The sequence below is a fragment of the Kangiella koreensis DSM 16069 genome, from assembly GCF_000024085.1.
GTDB lineage: Bacteria > Pseudomonadota > Gammaproteobacteria > Enterobacterales > Kangiellaceae > Kangiella > Kangiella koreensis.
In genome coordinates this window covers 87,411-104,892 of record NC_013166.1, presented here as the reverse complement: position 1 = coordinate 104,892, position 17,482 = coordinate 87,411, and the positions used below count along the sequence as shown (strand labels likewise).

14 protein-coding genes and 1 pseudogene are annotated in these 17,482 nt (G+C 46.3%); 2 read left to right on the top strand and 13 right to left on the bottom strand.

Translation table 11 applies throughout. The features are described 5' to 3' along the window. Window positions 1–25: 25 nt before the first annotated feature. The 10 genes from KKOR_RS00485 to KKOR_RS00440 all read right to left on the bottom strand — a co-directional run bounded on the left by KKOR_RS00485 (window position 26) and on the right by KKOR_RS00440 (window position 10,426). Window positions 26–853 (bottom strand): hypothetical protein, encoded by an 828-nt coding sequence (locus KKOR_RS00485; RefSeq protein ID WP_012800037.1) that lies wholly within the window; start codon window positions 851–853, stop codon window positions 26–28. 142 nt (window positions 854–995) lie between these two features. Beyond that, a complete protein-coding gene (gene katG, locus KKOR_RS00480; RefSeq protein ID WP_012800036.1) occupies window positions 996–3,149 on the bottom strand; it encodes a catalase/peroxidase HPI in 2,154 nt (717 codons plus the stop codon). Between the two features lie 170 nt (window positions 3,150–3,319). Beyond that, window positions 3,320–4,426 (bottom strand): serine hydrolase domain-containing protein, encoded by a 1,107-nt coding sequence (locus tag KKOR_RS00475; RefSeq protein WP_187287322.1) that lies wholly within the window; start codon window positions 4,424–4,426, stop codon window positions 3,320–3,322. Next, window positions 4,404–5,882: a serine hydrolase domain-containing protein gene (locus tag KKOR_RS00470; RefSeq protein ID WP_012800034.1), complete on the bottom strand. Its 1,479-nt coding sequence runs from the start codon at window positions 5,880–5,882 to the stop codon at window positions 4,404–4,406. Before KKOR_RS00470 ends, KKOR_RS00475 begins: the two co-directional genes overlap by 23 nt. 23 nt (window positions 5,883–5,905) lie before the next feature. After that, complete coding sequence (locus KKOR_RS00465; RefSeq protein ID WP_012800033.1) at window positions 5,906–6,982, bottom strand: serine hydrolase domain-containing protein; 1,077 nt, start codon at window positions 6,980–6,982, stop codon at window positions 5,906–5,908. 81 nt (window positions 6,983–7,063) lie between these two features. Beyond that, window positions 7,064–8,374 carry a serine hydrolase domain-containing protein gene (locus KKOR_RS00460; RefSeq protein ID WP_012800032.1) on the bottom strand — a complete coding sequence of 437 codons (1,311 nt, stop codon included), beginning with the start codon at window positions 8,372–8,374 and terminating at the stop codon, window positions 7,064–7,066. Further along, window positions 8,371–8,583, bottom strand: a complete 213-nt coding sequence (locus KKOR_RS00455; protein ID WP_012800031.1) for a helix-turn-helix domain-containing protein — start codon at window positions 8,581–8,583, stop codon at window positions 8,371–8,373. The genes KKOR_RS00460 and KKOR_RS00455 overlap by 4 nt, the downstream gene beginning before the upstream one ends. After that, on the bottom strand, window positions 8,583–9,221 hold the full coding sequence (locus KKOR_RS00450) for a DUF2975 domain-containing protein (RefSeq protein WP_012800030.1): 639 nt from the start codon (window positions 9,219–9,221) through the stop codon (window positions 8,583–8,585). The genes KKOR_RS00455 and KKOR_RS00450 overlap by 1 nt, the downstream gene beginning before the upstream one ends. A 136-nt stretch (window positions 9,222–9,357) precedes the next feature. Further along, window positions 9,358–10,026: a GNAT family N-acetyltransferase gene (locus tag KKOR_RS00445; RefSeq protein ID WP_228638675.1), complete on the bottom strand. Its 669-nt coding sequence runs from the start codon at window positions 10,024–10,026 to the stop codon at window positions 9,358–9,360. Next, on the bottom strand, window positions 9,974–10,426 hold the full coding sequence (locus tag KKOR_RS00440) for a helix-turn-helix domain-containing protein (RefSeq protein WP_012800028.1): 453 nt from the start codon (window positions 10,424–10,426) through the stop codon (window positions 9,974–9,976). Before KKOR_RS00440 ends, KKOR_RS00445 begins: the two co-directional genes overlap by 53 nt. 79 nt (window positions 10,427–10,505) lie before the next feature. On the opposite strand from KKOR_RS00440, the pseudogene KKOR_RS13750 reads away from it, so the two are divergent. After that, a pseudogene (locus KKOR_RS13750) lies at window positions 10,506–10,990 on the top strand (DUF2938 domain-containing protein). A 155-nt stretch (window positions 10,991–11,145) separates the two neighbouring features. Further along, entirely contained in the window at window positions 11,146–12,450 is a 1,305-nt protein-coding gene (locus tag KKOR_RS00430; RefSeq protein WP_012800027.1) for a DEAD/DEAH box helicase, read from the top strand. Window positions 12,451–12,573: 123 nt separating this feature from the next. On the opposite strand, the gene KKOR_RS00425 is transcribed toward KKOR_RS00430, so the two are convergent. Genes KKOR_RS00425 through KKOR_RS00415 form a run of 3 tightly spaced genes read right to left on the bottom strand, consistent with a single transcriptional unit; the run spans window position 12,574 to window position 17,479 of the window. Then, window positions 12,574–14,658, bottom strand: a complete 2,085-nt coding sequence (locus KKOR_RS00425) for an alpha/beta hydrolase family protein (RefSeq protein WP_012800026.1) — start codon at window positions 14,656–14,658, stop codon at window positions 12,574–12,576. Further along, window positions 14,655–16,475, bottom strand: a complete 1,821-nt coding sequence (locus tag KKOR_RS13550; protein ID WP_012800025.1) for a hypothetical protein — start codon at window positions 16,473–16,475, stop codon at window positions 14,655–14,657. The genes KKOR_RS00425 and KKOR_RS13550 overlap by 4 nt, the downstream gene beginning before the upstream one ends. Continuing rightward, window positions 16,472–17,479 carry an ABC transporter ATP-binding protein gene (locus KKOR_RS00415; protein ID WP_012800024.1) on the bottom strand — a complete coding sequence of 336 codons (1,008 nt, stop codon included), beginning with the start codon at window positions 17,477–17,479 and terminating at the stop codon, window positions 16,472–16,474. Before KKOR_RS00415 ends, KKOR_RS13550 begins: the two co-directional genes overlap by 4 nt. Window positions 17,480–17,482 lie beyond the last annotated feature (3 nt).

Genomic DNA, 17,482 nt, shown 5'->3' with positions numbered 1-17,482 from the left:
TGTTTTCTCTTCCAATTGTTTAGTTTTATATTATTTCTGTAACCTTATTTGCTATATCACGAATAACCTTTTTATCTTCCCAATATTGGCCATGACTTAAAGGATTCCATGATTTAAATAGTTTACTGAAAAATCCTCTACCCACATTAATTTGAATATCTTCGACAAGCTGCTCATAGGAGGGGCTTAATGGTTGCAATGGCCAACCAAGCACATCATCTTTGTCGTAAAAGTTTATCCAATTGAAATCAGGATTGGTTGGCTTTATTGCGTCTATTTTTTTATGTCCAGCAACGAAGATTGGAATATTGGCACCTAAGGTGTAGAAGGATTGAAGACTTTTCATTCGCCTAAACTGATCTCGTGGCGATCCCTCTTTTACATCGTCATTCCTTGCCATGCTCCAGATGCCGACCGAAGCAGCTATTCGCTGCGCGTCCCAGATATAGCTTGATAGCACCTGACAACCGAGGGATTGTGCAACTACAATTACCGGAATTTGTTTATTGCCGACCTCATCGAAGATTTCATCCATGCTTTCCAGAATCATTTTCTGGGTTAAATAGTAGGGGCTGTTCTTCACCCGTTTCTTGTATTCAAGGCTCGCTGCATCAGAAAACCCATAGAGCAAAAACCGCCGCATCCTCATCCAGTCAACCTGATCTCGCATACGTCCAAGAATGGTTTCTTGCTGCGCCTGTAGGATATCCTGATAATAAAGTGGTTTGAATATGACCTTCTCCCACAGATCTTCACCTAAAGTTTTTTTAATTTGGTCATAGAACCCTGTGTAATAATCTCGTTCAGTATCCCCCATTCCGTGAATGGTTATCAGTGCAATTTTTTTATTCACGGCACTCTCCTTATATTTATATTTAGTCGGTACCTGTATTATAAGTCGGGCTGGCTAATACTCTGTTAGCTAATACTGATTTATTAAAAGGATTTCGTAAGAGTTGCCGCATCAGAGGACTGATGCGGCATTTTGAGTATTATTATAGGTCGAATCGATCAGCGTTCATGACTTTTGTCCAGGCTGCAATGAAATCTCTGACAAACTTTTCTTGGTTGTCGTCCTGTGCATAGACTTCTGCAAGCGCACGCAAAATTGAGTTTGAGCCAAACACTAAGTCGACACGAGTTGCGGTCCACTTTGTCTTACCCGTTTTACGGTCACAGATTTCATACAGATTATTCCCAGTTGGCTTCCATGTGTAATTCATGTCGGTCAAATTGACGAAGAAGTCATTGGTTAAAGCTCCTTCGCGATCGGTAAACACGCCATGCTTGCTATTACCATAATTGGTTCCAAGCACACGCATCCCACCGATTAATACCGTCATTTCTGGCGCGGTCAATCCCATCAACTGAGTGCGGTCCAGCAGCATTTCTTCAGCCGCGACCACATAATCTTTTTTCAGCCAGTTTCGGTAGCCATCATGCAGTGGCTCTAAAGGCTCGAATGAATCAACATCCGTCATCTCATCGGTTGCATCGCCACGACCAGGCGAGAATGGAACCTTGATGTCAAAGCCCGCCTTTTTGGCAGCCATCTCAATTCCTGCGCTACCCGCTAGAACAATCACATCGGCAACACTGGCACCGCTTTCTTTGGCTATCGGTTCAAGCACCTTAAGCACTTTGGCCAACCTCTCAGGCTCATTGCCCTGCCAGTCCTTTTGTGGCGCTAAACGAATTCGCGCTCCGTTGGCACCACCACGAACATCCGATCCGCGGAAGGTTCTTGTGCTGTCCCAGGCTGTCGTTACCATCTCGCTAATCGACAAACCGCTGGCTTTGATTTTTTCTTTTACCGCAGCTACATCATAATCTTTGTTACCTGCAGGAACAGGATCCTGCCAGATTAAATCTTCCTGCGGTACGTCCGGGCCTATGTAGCGTGATTTTGGCCCCATGTCTCTGTGCGTCAGCTTAAACCAGGCACGCGCGAACACTTCCGAAAAATACTCTGGATCTTTATAGAAACGCTCAGATATCTTGCGGTATTCTGGATCTACTTTCATTGCCATATCGGCATCCGTCATGATTGGATTTAATCGGATAGAAGGGTCTTCTACATCAACTGGCTTGTCTTCCTCTTTGATTTCAATAGGCTCCCATTGCCAGGCCCCAGCAGGACTTTTTTTCAACTCCCACTCATGATTCAGTAGCATCTCAAAATAGCCGTTATCCCACTTAGTGGGCTCAGTCGTCCAAGCTCCTTCAATGCCACTGGTTACAGTATCACGACCGATGCCACGCTTAGTCTTGTTATTCCAGCCAAGACCCTGCTCTTCAACATCAGCAGCTTCAGGCTCCGGTCCCAGTAATTCAGCATCGCCATTGCCGTGGCATTTACCGACCGTATGACCACCAGCAGTTAAGGCCACTGTTTCTTCATCATTCATCGCCATCCGCTCAAAAGTTACGCGCACATCGTGTGCGGTCTTGATTGGATCAGGATTACCATCAACTCCTTCTGGATTAACATAAATCAGCCCCATCATTACTGCCGCCAGCGGATTATCCAGATCACGCTCGCCCGAATAACGACTATGCTCATTATCACTCGGCGCCAGCCATTCTTTTTCCGAGCCCCAATAAGTATCTTTTTCAGGATGCCAGATATCCTCGCGCCCGAAAGCAAATCCGTAGGTTTTAAGACCCATGGACTCATAAGCAATAGTGCCGGCATAAGTGATTAAATCCGCCCAGCTGAGTTTATTTCCATACTTCTTTTTAATGGGCCATAGCAGCCGACGCGCCTTATCGAGGCTGACGTTATCAGGCCACGAGTTGATCGGGGCAAAGCGCTGATTACCGGTTGCCGCGCCACCGCGACCATCGGCAATCCGATAAGTACCAGCTGCGTGCCAACTCAAACGGATCATCAGGCCACCATAATGCCCCCAGTCTGCGGGCCACCATTCCTGACTATTGGTCATTAGATCGTGTAAGTCTTTTTTAAGGGCATCGAAATCAAGTTTTTTGACTTCTTTTTGATAATCAAAATCCTCCCCCATCGGGTTAGTCTTTCGATCATGTTGATGGAGAATGTCGAGGTTTAAAGCGTTCGGCCACCAATCCATATTGGATCGATCACTTTTGGTGACGCCACCATGCATCACCGGACATTTTTTCTCTGACATAACAATCTCCTTGTAACTGAGTGTCCACTACTGACTATATAAGCTAAGGCTTTTGTGGCTCAGTAGCTTTAAAGCTATGAGATTGTTATATCATAAATGTTTGTTATTTCTCACCTAAGAACACTGTAATAAAAATATTCTATGAACCTAGTCGACATTTTGTATGGCCTTTACATATAAAACCAGGTATCTCCCAGGTACTCGACTATTTCTTCGGCAAGATTAGAAGAGAATAATTTATCGGAATTACTGTAAAGGACTACTCCAAACCCTCTCTTTTTATAAAAATGGCAATAGGCCCTGAAGTCTCCGTTATTACCTGAATGGTAGTATCTTATGCCATGCTCTGTTTGCTTAACTGGAAAGCCAAGGCTTCGGTGCATTTCGCCTTCTTCATTTGGCATCTGATCTTGGATTTTTAGAAAGGTTTCTACCATTTCCTTTTTCGCTGGCACTGGTCGCATTAGGGCCACTAAAAACTTCGCGTAATCTTCTGCAGTCGTATTTAAACTATAGGATGCTCCAAAATTATGATCATGTTTATGGTTGTCAGTCGGCACATCATTGCGATGTCCAAATGCTTTTCGTGATGGAATTCTTTCATCCCAGTTGTACTTCATAAAGTCTGAGCCGATAGCTTCTACTGCCTCTTCTTCTAATAACATTTGAAGACCATCATCATCGGTTGCCAGCAACTCTTGTAACACTCGCCTTAGATACTCATAGCCTTCTCCCGAGTATTGGAACTGAGTACCTGGCATGAACGATAACTCCAATTCAGCGCCAGAATGTTTTCTCCAGTTTGGTAACCCAGAAGTATGGGTTAATAACATGCGTGCCGTAATTAGTTGGTGCCGCTTATCTACTAATAGATTTTTATTGGGATGATACTGATATAAAGGTTCATCAAGTCCAATCAGTCCCTTTTTAACTTGCAACATTACAAAATAGGCAAATAGCGGTTTGGATAAAGAAGCCGCCTCAAACACTGTTTGGTTAGTTAGCTTTTCACCTGTAGAACGATTCTTTACTCCGAATGCACCTTGATACACAATCTCTCCATCATTTATGACTGCCAATGACAACCCGGGCACATTCAGTTCTTCCATTCGATGGCTTACAAAATTTTCTAGTTCTTTTATTTCAACTGGCTCTCCAGTTACCTTTTCAATGCTATGTGGTACGGTTTGACAAGCTGTCAGTATTATTATGCTACAAAGCAAAGCCATCCACTGGCTAAGTACTATAACTGCTTTATTGATATTTAATAAGGTCATAATTCCAGCCACTTTCATGCGTTACACGCACCCACTTTATAGAACCGTCTTTTCCTTTCAAAAATTCGTACGTGACATATTGTGATGGCGCTATGAATATATTATCGCCAATCGGTACCAATTCTTGTGCCGCCTTTGACTCTTTTAATGATAAGTTCAATACATCATCTATTATGGTGAATTGGTTAACCTCACCATCGTCTTTGCCATCTCCGAATTTGCCAGCAAAGGCTTCTAATTTATTTTCTTCTATCGATGTAGCTTTATAAACTCTTGGCTTATGTAAATCCCAATCATATTCCTGGGCTACCGCTCTTGATATTGCAGCCATCAGTCCAAAGCCATTATCACTATTGGTCATGATAACCAGTCCTTGTTTATCACCTAAAGAGCCGACCATATAAGAAGTAAATCCCTCATTGCTACCCCAATGGTCAAAGACCAAGTCACCGCTTTCTTCGTTATACTTTTTTGTAAAACCAAGTCTAGCTTTGTCCTTTGCAAATATCTGGTCTGCTATTTTTTTCGACACTAGTGTATTATTTTTTTCGTGATAGTCATCCATAAGCGCAATCATGAATTTTGCTAGGTCTTGTGGAGTCGTCCAAATCCCTCCCGCTGCCTGGAATGGAAAAAGCCTATAGGGGTATGCTTTTAGTTCGTTTGAGTAGCCTGTTGCTTTTCGCTTCATCAAGTATTGCGGAGCTGGTTGCACAAAAGAACTATCTTTCATGTTTGCGCGTGATAAAACGCCTTCTTCAACGACCTCCTCGAAACCCTTGCCGGTAATATCCTCTATTAATAGCTCAATGATGGTGTAGCCTGGGTTTGAATACTTATATTGCTCACCAGGTACAGCCATCATTTCAGCAGAAGGATTAATAGATGGTGATGTTCCTTCTAATATCTGTACTGTCGTTGGAATTGCTTGTCCTTCATCATATGAGCCATATACGAAGTTTTTTACACCAGCTGTATGACCAATCAAGTGTCTCAATGTTACTTTTTTGTCTTTTGTGTAATCACTTTCATGTATTGTCCAACCTTCTAACTTATGATTTATATCCTCATCCAGTGAAACCAGACCTTTATCAACCAGCCGCAATGCGGTTACGGCAGCTATCGGTTTACTTAACGAGGCTCCAGTAAATACGGTTTCAGATGTTACTAATTTTGCCTTTTCTAAATCCGCATACCCATAAGCCTTGCACCATGCAATCTTTCCATCATCGATGAATACGATGCTCACGCCCGGTATTTTTTCTTCTAGCATAACCTGGGGTATGGACTTTGGCGTTACATGCCCATCTAGATAATGATTGGGTAGTAAGTTTTTCTCTATTCTGTCAATCGCACTGATGCTCAAATCTTGGTCATTACCAACTTCTTTGCCACTAGCCGTTATCACGATTATTGAGCATGTTAGAATCGCAACCAGCTGCTCTACTCTTTTCATTGTTAACTCCAACTATTCTTGCATCATATTTTGTTTTCTATTATTTCCAGCATCTGTTTATAGATTTTCTGTATATCTGCTGGATGACCTTGTTTCTTAAATCCAATAAATATCAAAAATCCGAGCATCGAATTGCCGGTATCACGGCGTGTCACTACCGTTAAACCTTGTTCACGATTAATCAGCATATATTGCCCACCCCAGCCATCGGCGGCGACTGCATTTATTTCTGAGTTCAGCCACCATGAATAGCCAAATCCATCGTAAAAGTAATTGTTGGTTGCTGAATAAGGATAGGTGCTTTTCTCAATCCATTCTTTTGAAACTACTTGCTTCCCATTCCAGATACCATCTTGCGCGACTAGTGCTCCTAATCTTGCCAAATCACGTGCACTCATGTGGATTCGATAAGTCCTATAGTCAGAGTCTGATCCCTGCTTGTCGTAAAACACATGTTCTGTATTAAAGTCCTGCATGCCTAATGGCACCGCTAGCCATTGTTCTAAAGCTTCTCCAATTGACAGACCAGTCTCTTGTTCAAAAATTGCTCCCAGAACATTAAAGTCCCAGTTGTTGTAAAAGTAATATTCGCCTGGTGCATATTGCCCCCGACGTGGACGACCATCCTTTATCTCAACGGTCTCTGCACCCGACTGCAGGTAGACACCTGAACGTGCTTTTAACAGCTGCTCTACGGTAGCCTTCTTTTCGGTTGCCGTCAGCGACTTACCGCTTTCATCTATCCCTAGTTCAGCAAGCGTCTTTTGTATATCGATCAAATCACGGTCCGCTGCAATGCCAAATAGTAGGCTAACCACACTTTTACGCGCCGAAGCCAGATTCATTGGCGTTCCAACCTCACCGTTTTGCATCAGAATCTTTTCACCACGCAAAGCAATGAATGCATCAATACCATCTGCTTCAGTTTCAATAAAGCTTCTGATTTTTTCGGCTTCGGCTTCCGCTATAGGAGCTTCGTCGAGTGATATAGGATTTGTCGCTACTGCATCTCTGTCAATAAAAGGGTTAAGTCCAATCACCAGTGCTACGGCAATCACTGCAATAAGAGCAACTCCGAAGATTTTTAGTATAGGTCGCATAAATTATCATTCCTTTTCTTGCCCTTGAAGCAGATAATTTTTTAGCATTAACTTTTATGATGCTTAATTGAGTCAAAAGGTTTAGTTATCACTTTTCTTCACTAAATAATATTCCTGATCTTGAAATGTCATGATTGCATTATAGTTTTTTGTTTCAGTGTATAAGAAATGAATTGTTAATGGCATTTCTGCTAGCTGAAATTTGTCCTTACCTATTCCTAACATCCGTGTTCGACGTACTAGTTCGCCCTCTGCGGTTTTTTCTATGTAGATCAATCGTCCGTTACTATCTTCAAATGTGAATGAATTGCCTTCTGTGTCACCTTTTATGGAGTAGACTCCGACCAATGATGCCAACTCTTCATGACTGTATTTTCGTGCAGGCTGATGATCAAATTTCGGTAGCTCTATAGCTGGATCAAGCAAATGCAGCGCGATGGTTTGTAAGTCATCATCGGTACTCGAATTGCTTAACAAAACCACACCAACTTTATTATCCGGGCGGTAGCCAACGAACGCCTGATTACCATTGCCATCGCCACCATGGTAATAACTGACAAAGTCCTCGCTCTTGTATTTTTTCCAGCCAATTTTTTCATAGCGTGCTTTAGTCGCAGTTTCTGTGTTATTTAATTGAACGCTGACAAATTTTGCTAAGTCTTTTGCTGTTGAATATAGCCCACCTGCTCCGCGCGCAATTTCTACAGAGCTAGTATTGCGCTGCTCTACAGGCTCCATCACTTGATGCATGCCCACTAAATATTCTTGATTGGGCTGATAGCTTGTCTGAGTTAAACCCATTGGTTTAAATACAACCTTTTCCATTAAACCAGCAAGATTATTCTTTTGTACTTGTGCGAGAGACAAACCCAATATTGCCATTCCAGTATTCGAATACTCATATTCAGCAGGCAATGACTCTCTGCGTTTTAATGTTGCCAGCAATAGTTGCGGATCATTATTCGCTATAGCTTCATATGGTATCTTTCTCGGTAACGCAGCTTTATGACTCGCCAGATGCCACAGCTCAGTGTCTCCACCATCAACAATATCAGGCCAGATGTCTTTAACCTTGGTTTGATAAGAAAGTGTTTGATTGTCGACTAAACGTTGAAAAACTTCTGCGGTAAATAATTTTGTCAACGACCCTATGGCGAACTGCGAGTCAGCGGAAAGCTCTTTCTTCTGACCCACCACAGCTGTGCCATAACTGTAGAAGTAGGTTCCATTAGGATTGATTAATCCGACAACAACACCGGGACGATGTTTTCCGTCAACGGCTCTTTGAATGCTTTTCTTCACCTCTGGCGGTATCTCGGTTAATTCTTCTGTCTTATAATTTCCGCACCCTACCAACAGCAGGCAAATAATAATGGTGTTTACGTATTTCATTCTTTGTCTTCCTTGTATTCTAATATATCGCCTGGCTGACACTCGAGCACTCGGCATATTTCTTCCAGCGTTGCGAATCGAATACCGCGAACATGACTGTTTTTAAGCAATGACAAATTTGTTGTGGAAATCCCAACCGCATCCGCTAGATCTTTCATCTTCATTTTGCGGCGCGCCATCATCACATCTAAATTAACAATAATCGCCATCAGATAATCTCATCACTATCGCGTTGTAGTTCCATACCGATCTCAAAAGCCTTTGCTATCACTAAAACAAATAAGCCAGCGATTAAAATCCCAATATTGAAATCTGGATAAATGGCTACTTCCGCTTTGCTCTCTGTTAGCAGCTGAATATGGGTAAATTTATATTCCGAAATATCCATAGCGTTAGGAACAAAAATATAAAAGCGAACAAACTCTTCAATGAATAACCACAATGGTAACGCAACCAATAAATAACCCGCTCGTTTCAGGTATTGGCTGCTCCTGACATTGAACGGTCTTTCGTGTCGAACATCATCAACTACACGCCGCAAGTACCAAATGATGGCAACAATGATTCCCCACAACACCAGTATGTAAAGTGCTCGGCTCAGGCCTAATCCTATAGCGGTGGTATCCACCGATAAAGTTCCTTGATTTTGCTCAATCGTCCAAGCGGTGTTTGGCATCGCGTTAGCAAGAGCCAGAGGCTGATCCGAATCAATAGACACCGACCATGTTGTTAAAAGGGGCTCGTTCAGAAGGGGTAAGGCAATAGCAAAAACAATGGCCAGCGCTGCAATCAAGACCGATGCCACCAGAGCTAATGTTAATAGAAAATGTAAACTTCGAGCGGTCATTATCATACTCACTTGATCTAGAGTGTCACCAATAAGATTGGAGGTACTTTAGATCAGGGGAGTATGAATTTCAATCAAATTATTATGTTTTACGTAATATTTTTTATGTTTATAGTTTTTTTTACTTTTCAAGATCCTAATTCAATTTTAACCTAAAGCCATATACTGGCAAGTCTTGTTGCGTAAAATCTAAATCTAACTCTCTTTTGAAACCCAGTCGCTCGTACATTCCCCAAGCAACTTTCATTGCCTCAGTACTGTGAATCACAACGGTTTTCTTACCCAAAAGTTTTGTTCGTTCTATACAGGCAATAGACAAAGCTTTGCCAATACCTAATCCACGTGCAGCAGGAGCTACAGCCAGCAACCTAAAGCCACAGGCACCTTTTTCTTGAACTGCAGTACCGCCGGAACCATAGTCTTTCATGTCACCAAAAAACACGACTGCCCCAAGTATTTCTTTTTGTTCATCTTTGGCTACGAAAAGCTCCGTTGAAGGCGTCTCGGTTAAACTACCCACATTGCGTAGCATTTGATAATACGTGGGTTGCTCCTCAGGCTTTGGAAAACCCTCTAGAGCCGAATAGACACGCACCATGAGATCTCCAATTGATTTGAATTCATCTAAATTTGCATTAGTTATTGTGTATTTAGTCATAAGCTTTAACTCTGGTTGATATGTTAGCAGTGCGTATATATCCCAGCACACTAAATTAAAGGTTCCACTTGTAGCTACTACTCTATCGTCAATTTCATCCCCTTGTCCGGTACAACGCTTTTTTGGAACGCTTCTTTTGGGGTGCATTCTTATATCCACCTATCACACCAGCTGCTGCCAATCCCAACAAGCGTCGGAAGGTTGGACACTTCATATGGCTTGGTGCTGAACAGGCGGCTGCATGTCGTAGTCCATCGCGCATCGCAGTCAGCTTACGAATGTTACTATCAAGTTCCTCAGCCTTATCTAATAGCAGTTGTCGGTCAATACTGGGTTGCCCGTTATCATTGAACATATGCGCTATTTCCTCCAGCGAGAAACCGGCCGATCGCCCCAGTGCAATCAGCGCCAACCGCTCCAACACATTAGCATTAAACTGTCGACGTATTCCCTGCCTACCAATGGAGTTTATTAAACCTTTTTCCTCATAGAAGCGTAGCGTCGATGCAGGAACACCGGAACGTTTAACAACCTCGGCGATATCCATAATTTCCCCTTGACCTCAAGCCAACTTGAAGTTGTACGCTATCACCCGTTCAACAACAAAACAAGCAAAGGAGCAAGTTATGAAAACTCTGCTACTCATAGTATTTATAGGGGCTGGGGCTACGGCAATGATGGATTTATGGAGTATCGTACGCAAAACTCTGCTAGGCGTTCCAGCCCCAAACTATGGGATGGTGGGACGATGGATAGGCCATATGACTCACGGCCAATTTCGCCATGATACTATTACCGCCTCTCCCCCATTTCTGGAGAACACATCATAGGTTGGGCAATCCACTACCTGACAGGCATCGCGTTCGCCGCCTTATTAATCGGTATCTGGGGCGGGTCATGGATCGAGAACCCGACCTTTGGTCCTTCATTAATTGTCGGTATTGGAACAGTTATCGCACCTTTCCTACTGATGCAGCCTAGCATGGGGGCAGGTATTGCCGCTTCACACACACAAAACCCGAACTCTGCCCGATTTCACAGCCTTATAGCACATGCAACTTTTGGGTTGGGTCTGTATCTATCAGGCTGGTTATTGCACCTTTTTACTTAATATAAAAATTAGTCTTCTTATATCGCATAGGAGAATAAAATACGTAATCCAGCTCGTTTCGGCCCAGTCGACATTAATCAATACACTCCTTAAGTCCTCGTAGTTTGCCCTTGAAAAGGCTAAACTGTGCGCCTTATGCATCCAATCCTTCCTTTATGCCTTTTTCGAAACTCGATTTAATTCAGCCCTTACTAGACGCTCTACACAAGAGTGGTTATAAAACCCCGTCCCCGATCCAGCAAAAAGTTATTCCTTTAATCCTGAATGGTCAGGATGTGATGGCTGCTGCGCAGACTGGCACCGGTAAAACTGCTGGTTTTTCACTCCCTATTTTGCAACGTCTGTCTGAGGGTAAAAGGCCTTCCGCGAATTCGGCACGTTGCCTGATATTGACGCCGACCCGAGAGCTGGCCGAGCAGGTTCATCAAAGCGTGCAAAAGTACGCGGCGAATTTGCATCTGAATTCAATCGTGGTCTACGGTGGCGTTAAGATTAATCCGCAAATGTTGAAGCTGCGTCGCGGTACTGATGTGCTAGTCGCAACTCCGGGCAGATTGTTGGATTTGATGGAACAGAACGCCGTCCGTTTTAACGATCTTGAATTTCTGGTTCTGGATGAAGCGGACCGAATGCTCGATATGGGTTTCCTCCCCAGTATTAAACGCATCATTGGCAAACTTCCCAAGAAGCGTCAAACATTATTGTTTTCCGCTACTTTCTCGGAATCAATCAAAGCGATAAGCCAGCAGTTTCTAACCAATCCCTCTTTGGTCGAAACTGAGCAAACCAATACCACGGCAGCAACAGTCAAGCAGTGGATTCATCCAGTCGACAAAAAACAGAAACCGGCTTTACTGAGCTATCTTATCGGTCACCATCGCTGGGATCAGTTGCTGGTCTTTGTCCGAACGCGCAGAGGCGCCAATAAACTCAGTGTTGATCTTGAAAAGCGTGGCATTAAAGCAACAGCCATTCATGGCGGTAAAAGTCAGGGCGCACGTAATCGCGCACTTTCTGAGTTTAAATCTGGAAAGGTGACTGTTTTAGTGGCAACTGACGTGGCAGCCCGTGGTCTGGATATCGAACAGATGCCATTAGTTATTAACTATGACTTACCGAATGTAGCAGAGGATTACGTCCACCGCATTGGTCGTACTGGACGGGCGGGCGAAAAAGGCACTGCCATATCGCTGGTCAGCGCCGATGAAGTTGATGATTTGCGTGCCATCCAGGATCTAATCCGCAAACCCTTGGAACGAAGATTTGTAGAAGATTACGAACCGCAACATGTGCTACCTGAAACACCACTTAAGAGTGCCGGAAAGAAAAAGCCGCACAAAAAGAAATTAGCTAAAGCTAAACTGAACCAAGCGAATAAAAAGCCCGGCGCAGTGAAAAACAAAGGTAAGCCTAGAAAAAATAAGCCTGCTAATAAGAGTGGAAAGAAAAGCGAGCACTAGTAATTGACTCTAGTAGCCTGTAACTAAATTACGGCTCGCTAGTACTTCCTGGATCAGCGTTGACCGATGTCGACGGTTCGGGCCGGACACTCATGTGCCACCCTTTTATTGTCCATGCCAACGTCAGTTACTTTCCAGCAAGCCTGCGCTTCCTTTCTGAAAGTTCTTGTTGAGGAATTTTTCCAACTCTCTCGAAGGTGGCGTGACACCGCCGCCGAAGTGCTTGTCTGCACTTGCTTCGATTAACCAGGCTAGTGCCTCCACGTTCAGACGTTCACGCGGACTGTGACCCGACTCCGGATCAATAAGTAGCGCCGGTTTGAATTCCGCGTTCGACTCGGCAAAGTAACGAACCAGGCTTTCCAATGCGACGCGATCATCCTTTGCACCTGCCCAGAGGTATACTGGAACATTCAGTTCGTCAGCGTGGGCAATCGGTGAGTCACGGTGCATGAGTTCATGCCAAGTCGGCTCACCATAAGGCACCCCGTATCCCGGAAATAGAATATCAATTGGCGGACCTTCAGATGAAATCGCGCTGCCTCCTTCAATAGCGATGTCCGCCATTGTCCATGCCATGTCTACCGGCGCCGCACTTGGTACTGCAAACACAAAACGATCCTGATAATGTGTGACGGCCAGCAAGCTCGCGTAACCGCCAAAAGAATGTCCAAGTACGGCCTGCTTGTTTTTATCGCCGATGCCATTGGCAAGCAGGTAATCCATGCCACTGATAATATCATCCAGCACACCTTCCTTGCCGAAATCACCGCGCGCTGCAGTGACGTAATTTACGCCATGGCCGGTGGAGGCTCGAAAATTTGGCTTGAAGACGATATAGCCTCGATTGACCAGTAGCTGAGTAGCGACATCATTGTCGCCGTTCGAACGATTGTAGGGTCCGCCATGCAAGATCGCGATCAATGGTGCCCTTGCCAGCGGAATTCCTTTCGGTAGGTACAGATAGCCATACAAGGTCATGCCATCCTTGCCTTGCCAATTAACCGCAACAGATTCAATAAGGTGCGCTGACGGTATAAGAGCCTTTCGCTCTTCCGAAAATATAGACGCTAAGGATTGATGCTCGACGTCATAAAGAAAATAGCGGTCGTACTGCCAGTTCGCTTTCGAAGCACGCAGCAGCCAACGTTCGTTATCATTGCTTGTCGTGAAATCAAGATTGGCACGTGGAAATTGTTTACGCAGTTTTTCCAGGTGACTTTTCATTGCTGGTGTGCGGCCATACCATTCGACACGGTCGGGGCGATATGCCAACGCCAGCCAGTCCGAATTACCGGGCTGCATCAGCAAGGATACCGCGTCTGAAATGCCACGCGGATCGGAATGTACGATATGCCATTCAATCGCACCGCCCTTCAGTCGCTGCAACGACATCAGGTTTTCACCGTTGTGTGCCAATGCCCACAGAATCTCGCCAGCGTCGCTTTCATGAAATGCTACTGGCCGGCACTGTTGCGGCAGCGGACAGCGCATCAGCTCATGCCTGCCTTTTTTCTCAAACCGCCAGATCACGGTGTCGAATTTTTCTCCATCGTAGCCGGAGGCGTAACGCAATTTGCCTTTTTGATCGAGCAGCAAATGCAGTAATGTTCGCTCCGTTTCACGCAATAGGCGAGTCTTACCACTGCCATCCACGGCCAGGTAGCGATACCGCCACTCACCTTTCACCGGTATCTTTTCGCGAAGAATTGCAACATTCGGAGCATTATGATCCACGCCCCAGAACCTCTGGCCGCGATCGGCGTCATAACGAACAATGCGACGTCCTTTCATGCTATCGATGTCGAACACGGCCAGCCCCTTGTTGTCCGGCAACCAGAGAAGCTTGCCATCACCGGACCATTCGACTTCAGCGTCCTCACTGTTGGCCATCACGCGATTGTCTTCGCCAGAAGCGATGTTATGCAGCCAAAGTTCGTTACGCTGGTCATTCTCACGGCGGTAGCTCAGCCAGCGACCGTCCGGCGACAGGTTGATATCGTAGAGGTCGGCACGCTGCATGAGATCATCGCGCGGAATCAGAATGGGACGTTCCGATTTTTCTGCACTGCTCGCTGCTACCTGCAAAGTCAATTCCTGAGGATCATTGTCCACGACTCGACTCTGACTCTCGCCTACACTTGCAGTGCTAAAAGCAATCGCGGCAAACATGGTGGCGACCAGAGCTGAAAGATTCTTCTGCATCATGCCTGCCGCTCCCGCGGCTCCAGCAGGAACATACTCAGCAAGGCTGGCAGGCCAATCACTGCGCAACTTGCGATCCACAGCCATTGACGCGATACAGGTATCCGCGACTTGCGTAGCCACCACCAGGCAGCAATGACAGAAAGCAATATTAGTAGAGCGGCGGCGATCCATTGCGATGATGCAGCAGGTACAAGCTTCAATTTCATTGGCCAGGTCAGCCCCTTGTCCAGTGCAACTTCCGGCCAGGTCGTCAGCACTTCCAATGTAGGCGACAACCACCAGAAACTTCGTTGCAGCACGGGGAAGTCAGGCTCGATACGACGTTCTGCCACAACCTCTGTATTGCCGTCCGTATCAATCCAGATGACCTGCTGCCATGGCGGAACAATATCGGGGAATTGGCTCAATCCAATCTGGCGCATGCCATCACTATATACAAAAGACACCAGCCAGCCGTCCATCAGTTCGGCGACGCTGACAGATTCCATATGTTGCGGACCATCGGGCAGATTCACTTCCCAATCCAGTAACAATGGCGGAATGGTTGCAGCTGCACGCCGATCCTCGCGCAACACGATCAGTCGCTGGTTGGTCAGCAACAGTAAGCGTCCTAATTCACGCTGCGGCAATGCCGTGAAGATTTCACCTTCGCTCAGTTCGAATCGCTTGAACAGGCTCTGCTCCTGCTCGTCGATTCCATACAGAGTATTCGTTGTCAGCAGATCACCATGCTCCGCCACGACCGGCACGGAAGCGAAAGGCGTGTCATCTCCACCACCGTTCATTCCGAAGACGCCTTGTGCGACACCACTTTCTGGATTACGCCCCACAAACAGCATGCGGTCATGGCTGAACGACCAGAAGATATTTCGCTCTTTGTCATACCAGTTGCTCGGCAGGGGCAGCTTGCTGAACTGATGTCGCACTGGAAAGCGCTTGAGCCAGGGACCGAAGCGCAGCGGTTCGAGCAACGGCATCTGCGTGCGCCAAGACTCGGCTCGCGGATCATCACTTTCCGCCAGCCCAAGAACAAATTCTTCGCTCGGTTCGGAGCGCTCTGTTTCGATTAAGCCACCCTTCGGCGGGTAATCGGTGTTCAGCGGATCCGTGCCAAGCAGAATCCCACCACTGACCATCAGGAAACGCACTAGCACAAGGCACAACAGGAACAGGCCGATCTGCAAGGGAAGCGTCGTAAGCAGCAGGGTGCCACTACCATGAATGGGGCCTTCGCGGTTTGCGCGAAAACTCTTCAGCGTGATCCATGACAGCCAGCCGAGCGCCAGTGACACAGGCAGCAACAGTACAAATACCGATACCATGTGCAAGGCCAGTAGTAATGGTGCAAACAGGACGGCGATGGCAACTCGGCTGCGGCTGATGCAGGCATGTGCACCGGCCATCCACGCCATCATCGAAAATGCGAGCACGTGCAAAAGTGACACATAATGGTGCAGATCCGCGACGCGCGTCGTCAGAATATCCGTGCTGATCAATACGATTAGCATCGGTAGGAGTATCACCAGTGACAGTATGGTAGTGGCTGACAAAGCCAGCGCGCCGAAAATACGCGACGTTGATAGAGGGCGGTGAATCAGCCATGCCCACTGGCTGGGCTTACGGTAACTGCCGACCTGGAAAATAGCCAGTGCTACCGCGCTTACCATTGCGATCAACAGCAGCAGGCCATGAAAATACGAGTTCTGCAACAAATCGCCGATGCGGTTAAGAAAAATCAGCAACAGCTGATTGGCAACAGCGGCTGCCATCGCAATCCAGCGAAAACGCCTCAGTTCCGAAAAATAAAGGTCTTTCATTGTGCGTCTCCTCCATTTTCTCCGGCAATGTCCGGCTCGGCATTATCCGGCAATGGTCGTGCATGGTTGCGGGTGAGGAATGCATTGACCGCACGGTCGAGATCCACCGCACCCTGCCAGGCACATCGTGCGCCCTTGTCCTCCAGCAACTCGCCGAAATTTTCATCCTGGTCGAGCACGATGAAATGGAACAATCCATCAATGCGTTCGACCTGCAACACACCGGGCAGGAACTCAGCGCCGGATGTTTGAAACGGAAATTCCGCCACCCACAGGCTGACGCGCTCACAAAATTCATCCGGTGAGGACATGTGCACCAGCTCGCCCAATTCCATCACTATGAGGTTGTCGGCCAGCCGCTCAATTTCTTCCATCTGGTGTGAGCAATAGATGATGGTGCAGTTAGTAGCCTCAACAGATGCCAGTACCGCTTCCAAGAAGGCCCGCTTGGCAACCACATCTAGCCCGAGCGTCGGTTCATCCAGGATCAGCAGCTCCGGTTTCTGCGCCATCGCCATCGCCAGATTTACGCCGGCGCGTTCACCGCGCGAGAGTTCGCGAATGCGTTGCTCTTCGCCGACATTAAAATGTCCGACGATGCTGCGATACACCTTTTGATCCCACTGCGGATAGAGATTCCGCTGCATCTTCACGACGTCTTCCACGCGCAGCCAAGCAGGTAGGCTGTGCTCCTCATTCACAAAGCCGATACGGGCGCGGTCGTGCTCATTTAGAGAAACGCAATCACGGCCGAGTATTCGCGCTTCACCACCCGTCGGCGACTGGAAGCCAAGCAGGATGCGAAATAGCGATGACTTGCCCGCACCATTCGCTCCTACTAGTGCGTGAATGCGGCCTGGTGGAATTTTCAGGCTTAGCGATTTCAATGCAAACTTCTTGCCGTAACGCAATTCGAGATTCTCGGTTTCGATCACATAGGGCAAGTTTTGCGATGTTGACGGCCTGACGGGCTGCTCAATAACTTTAAGTTCGGGGGTGGACATGAT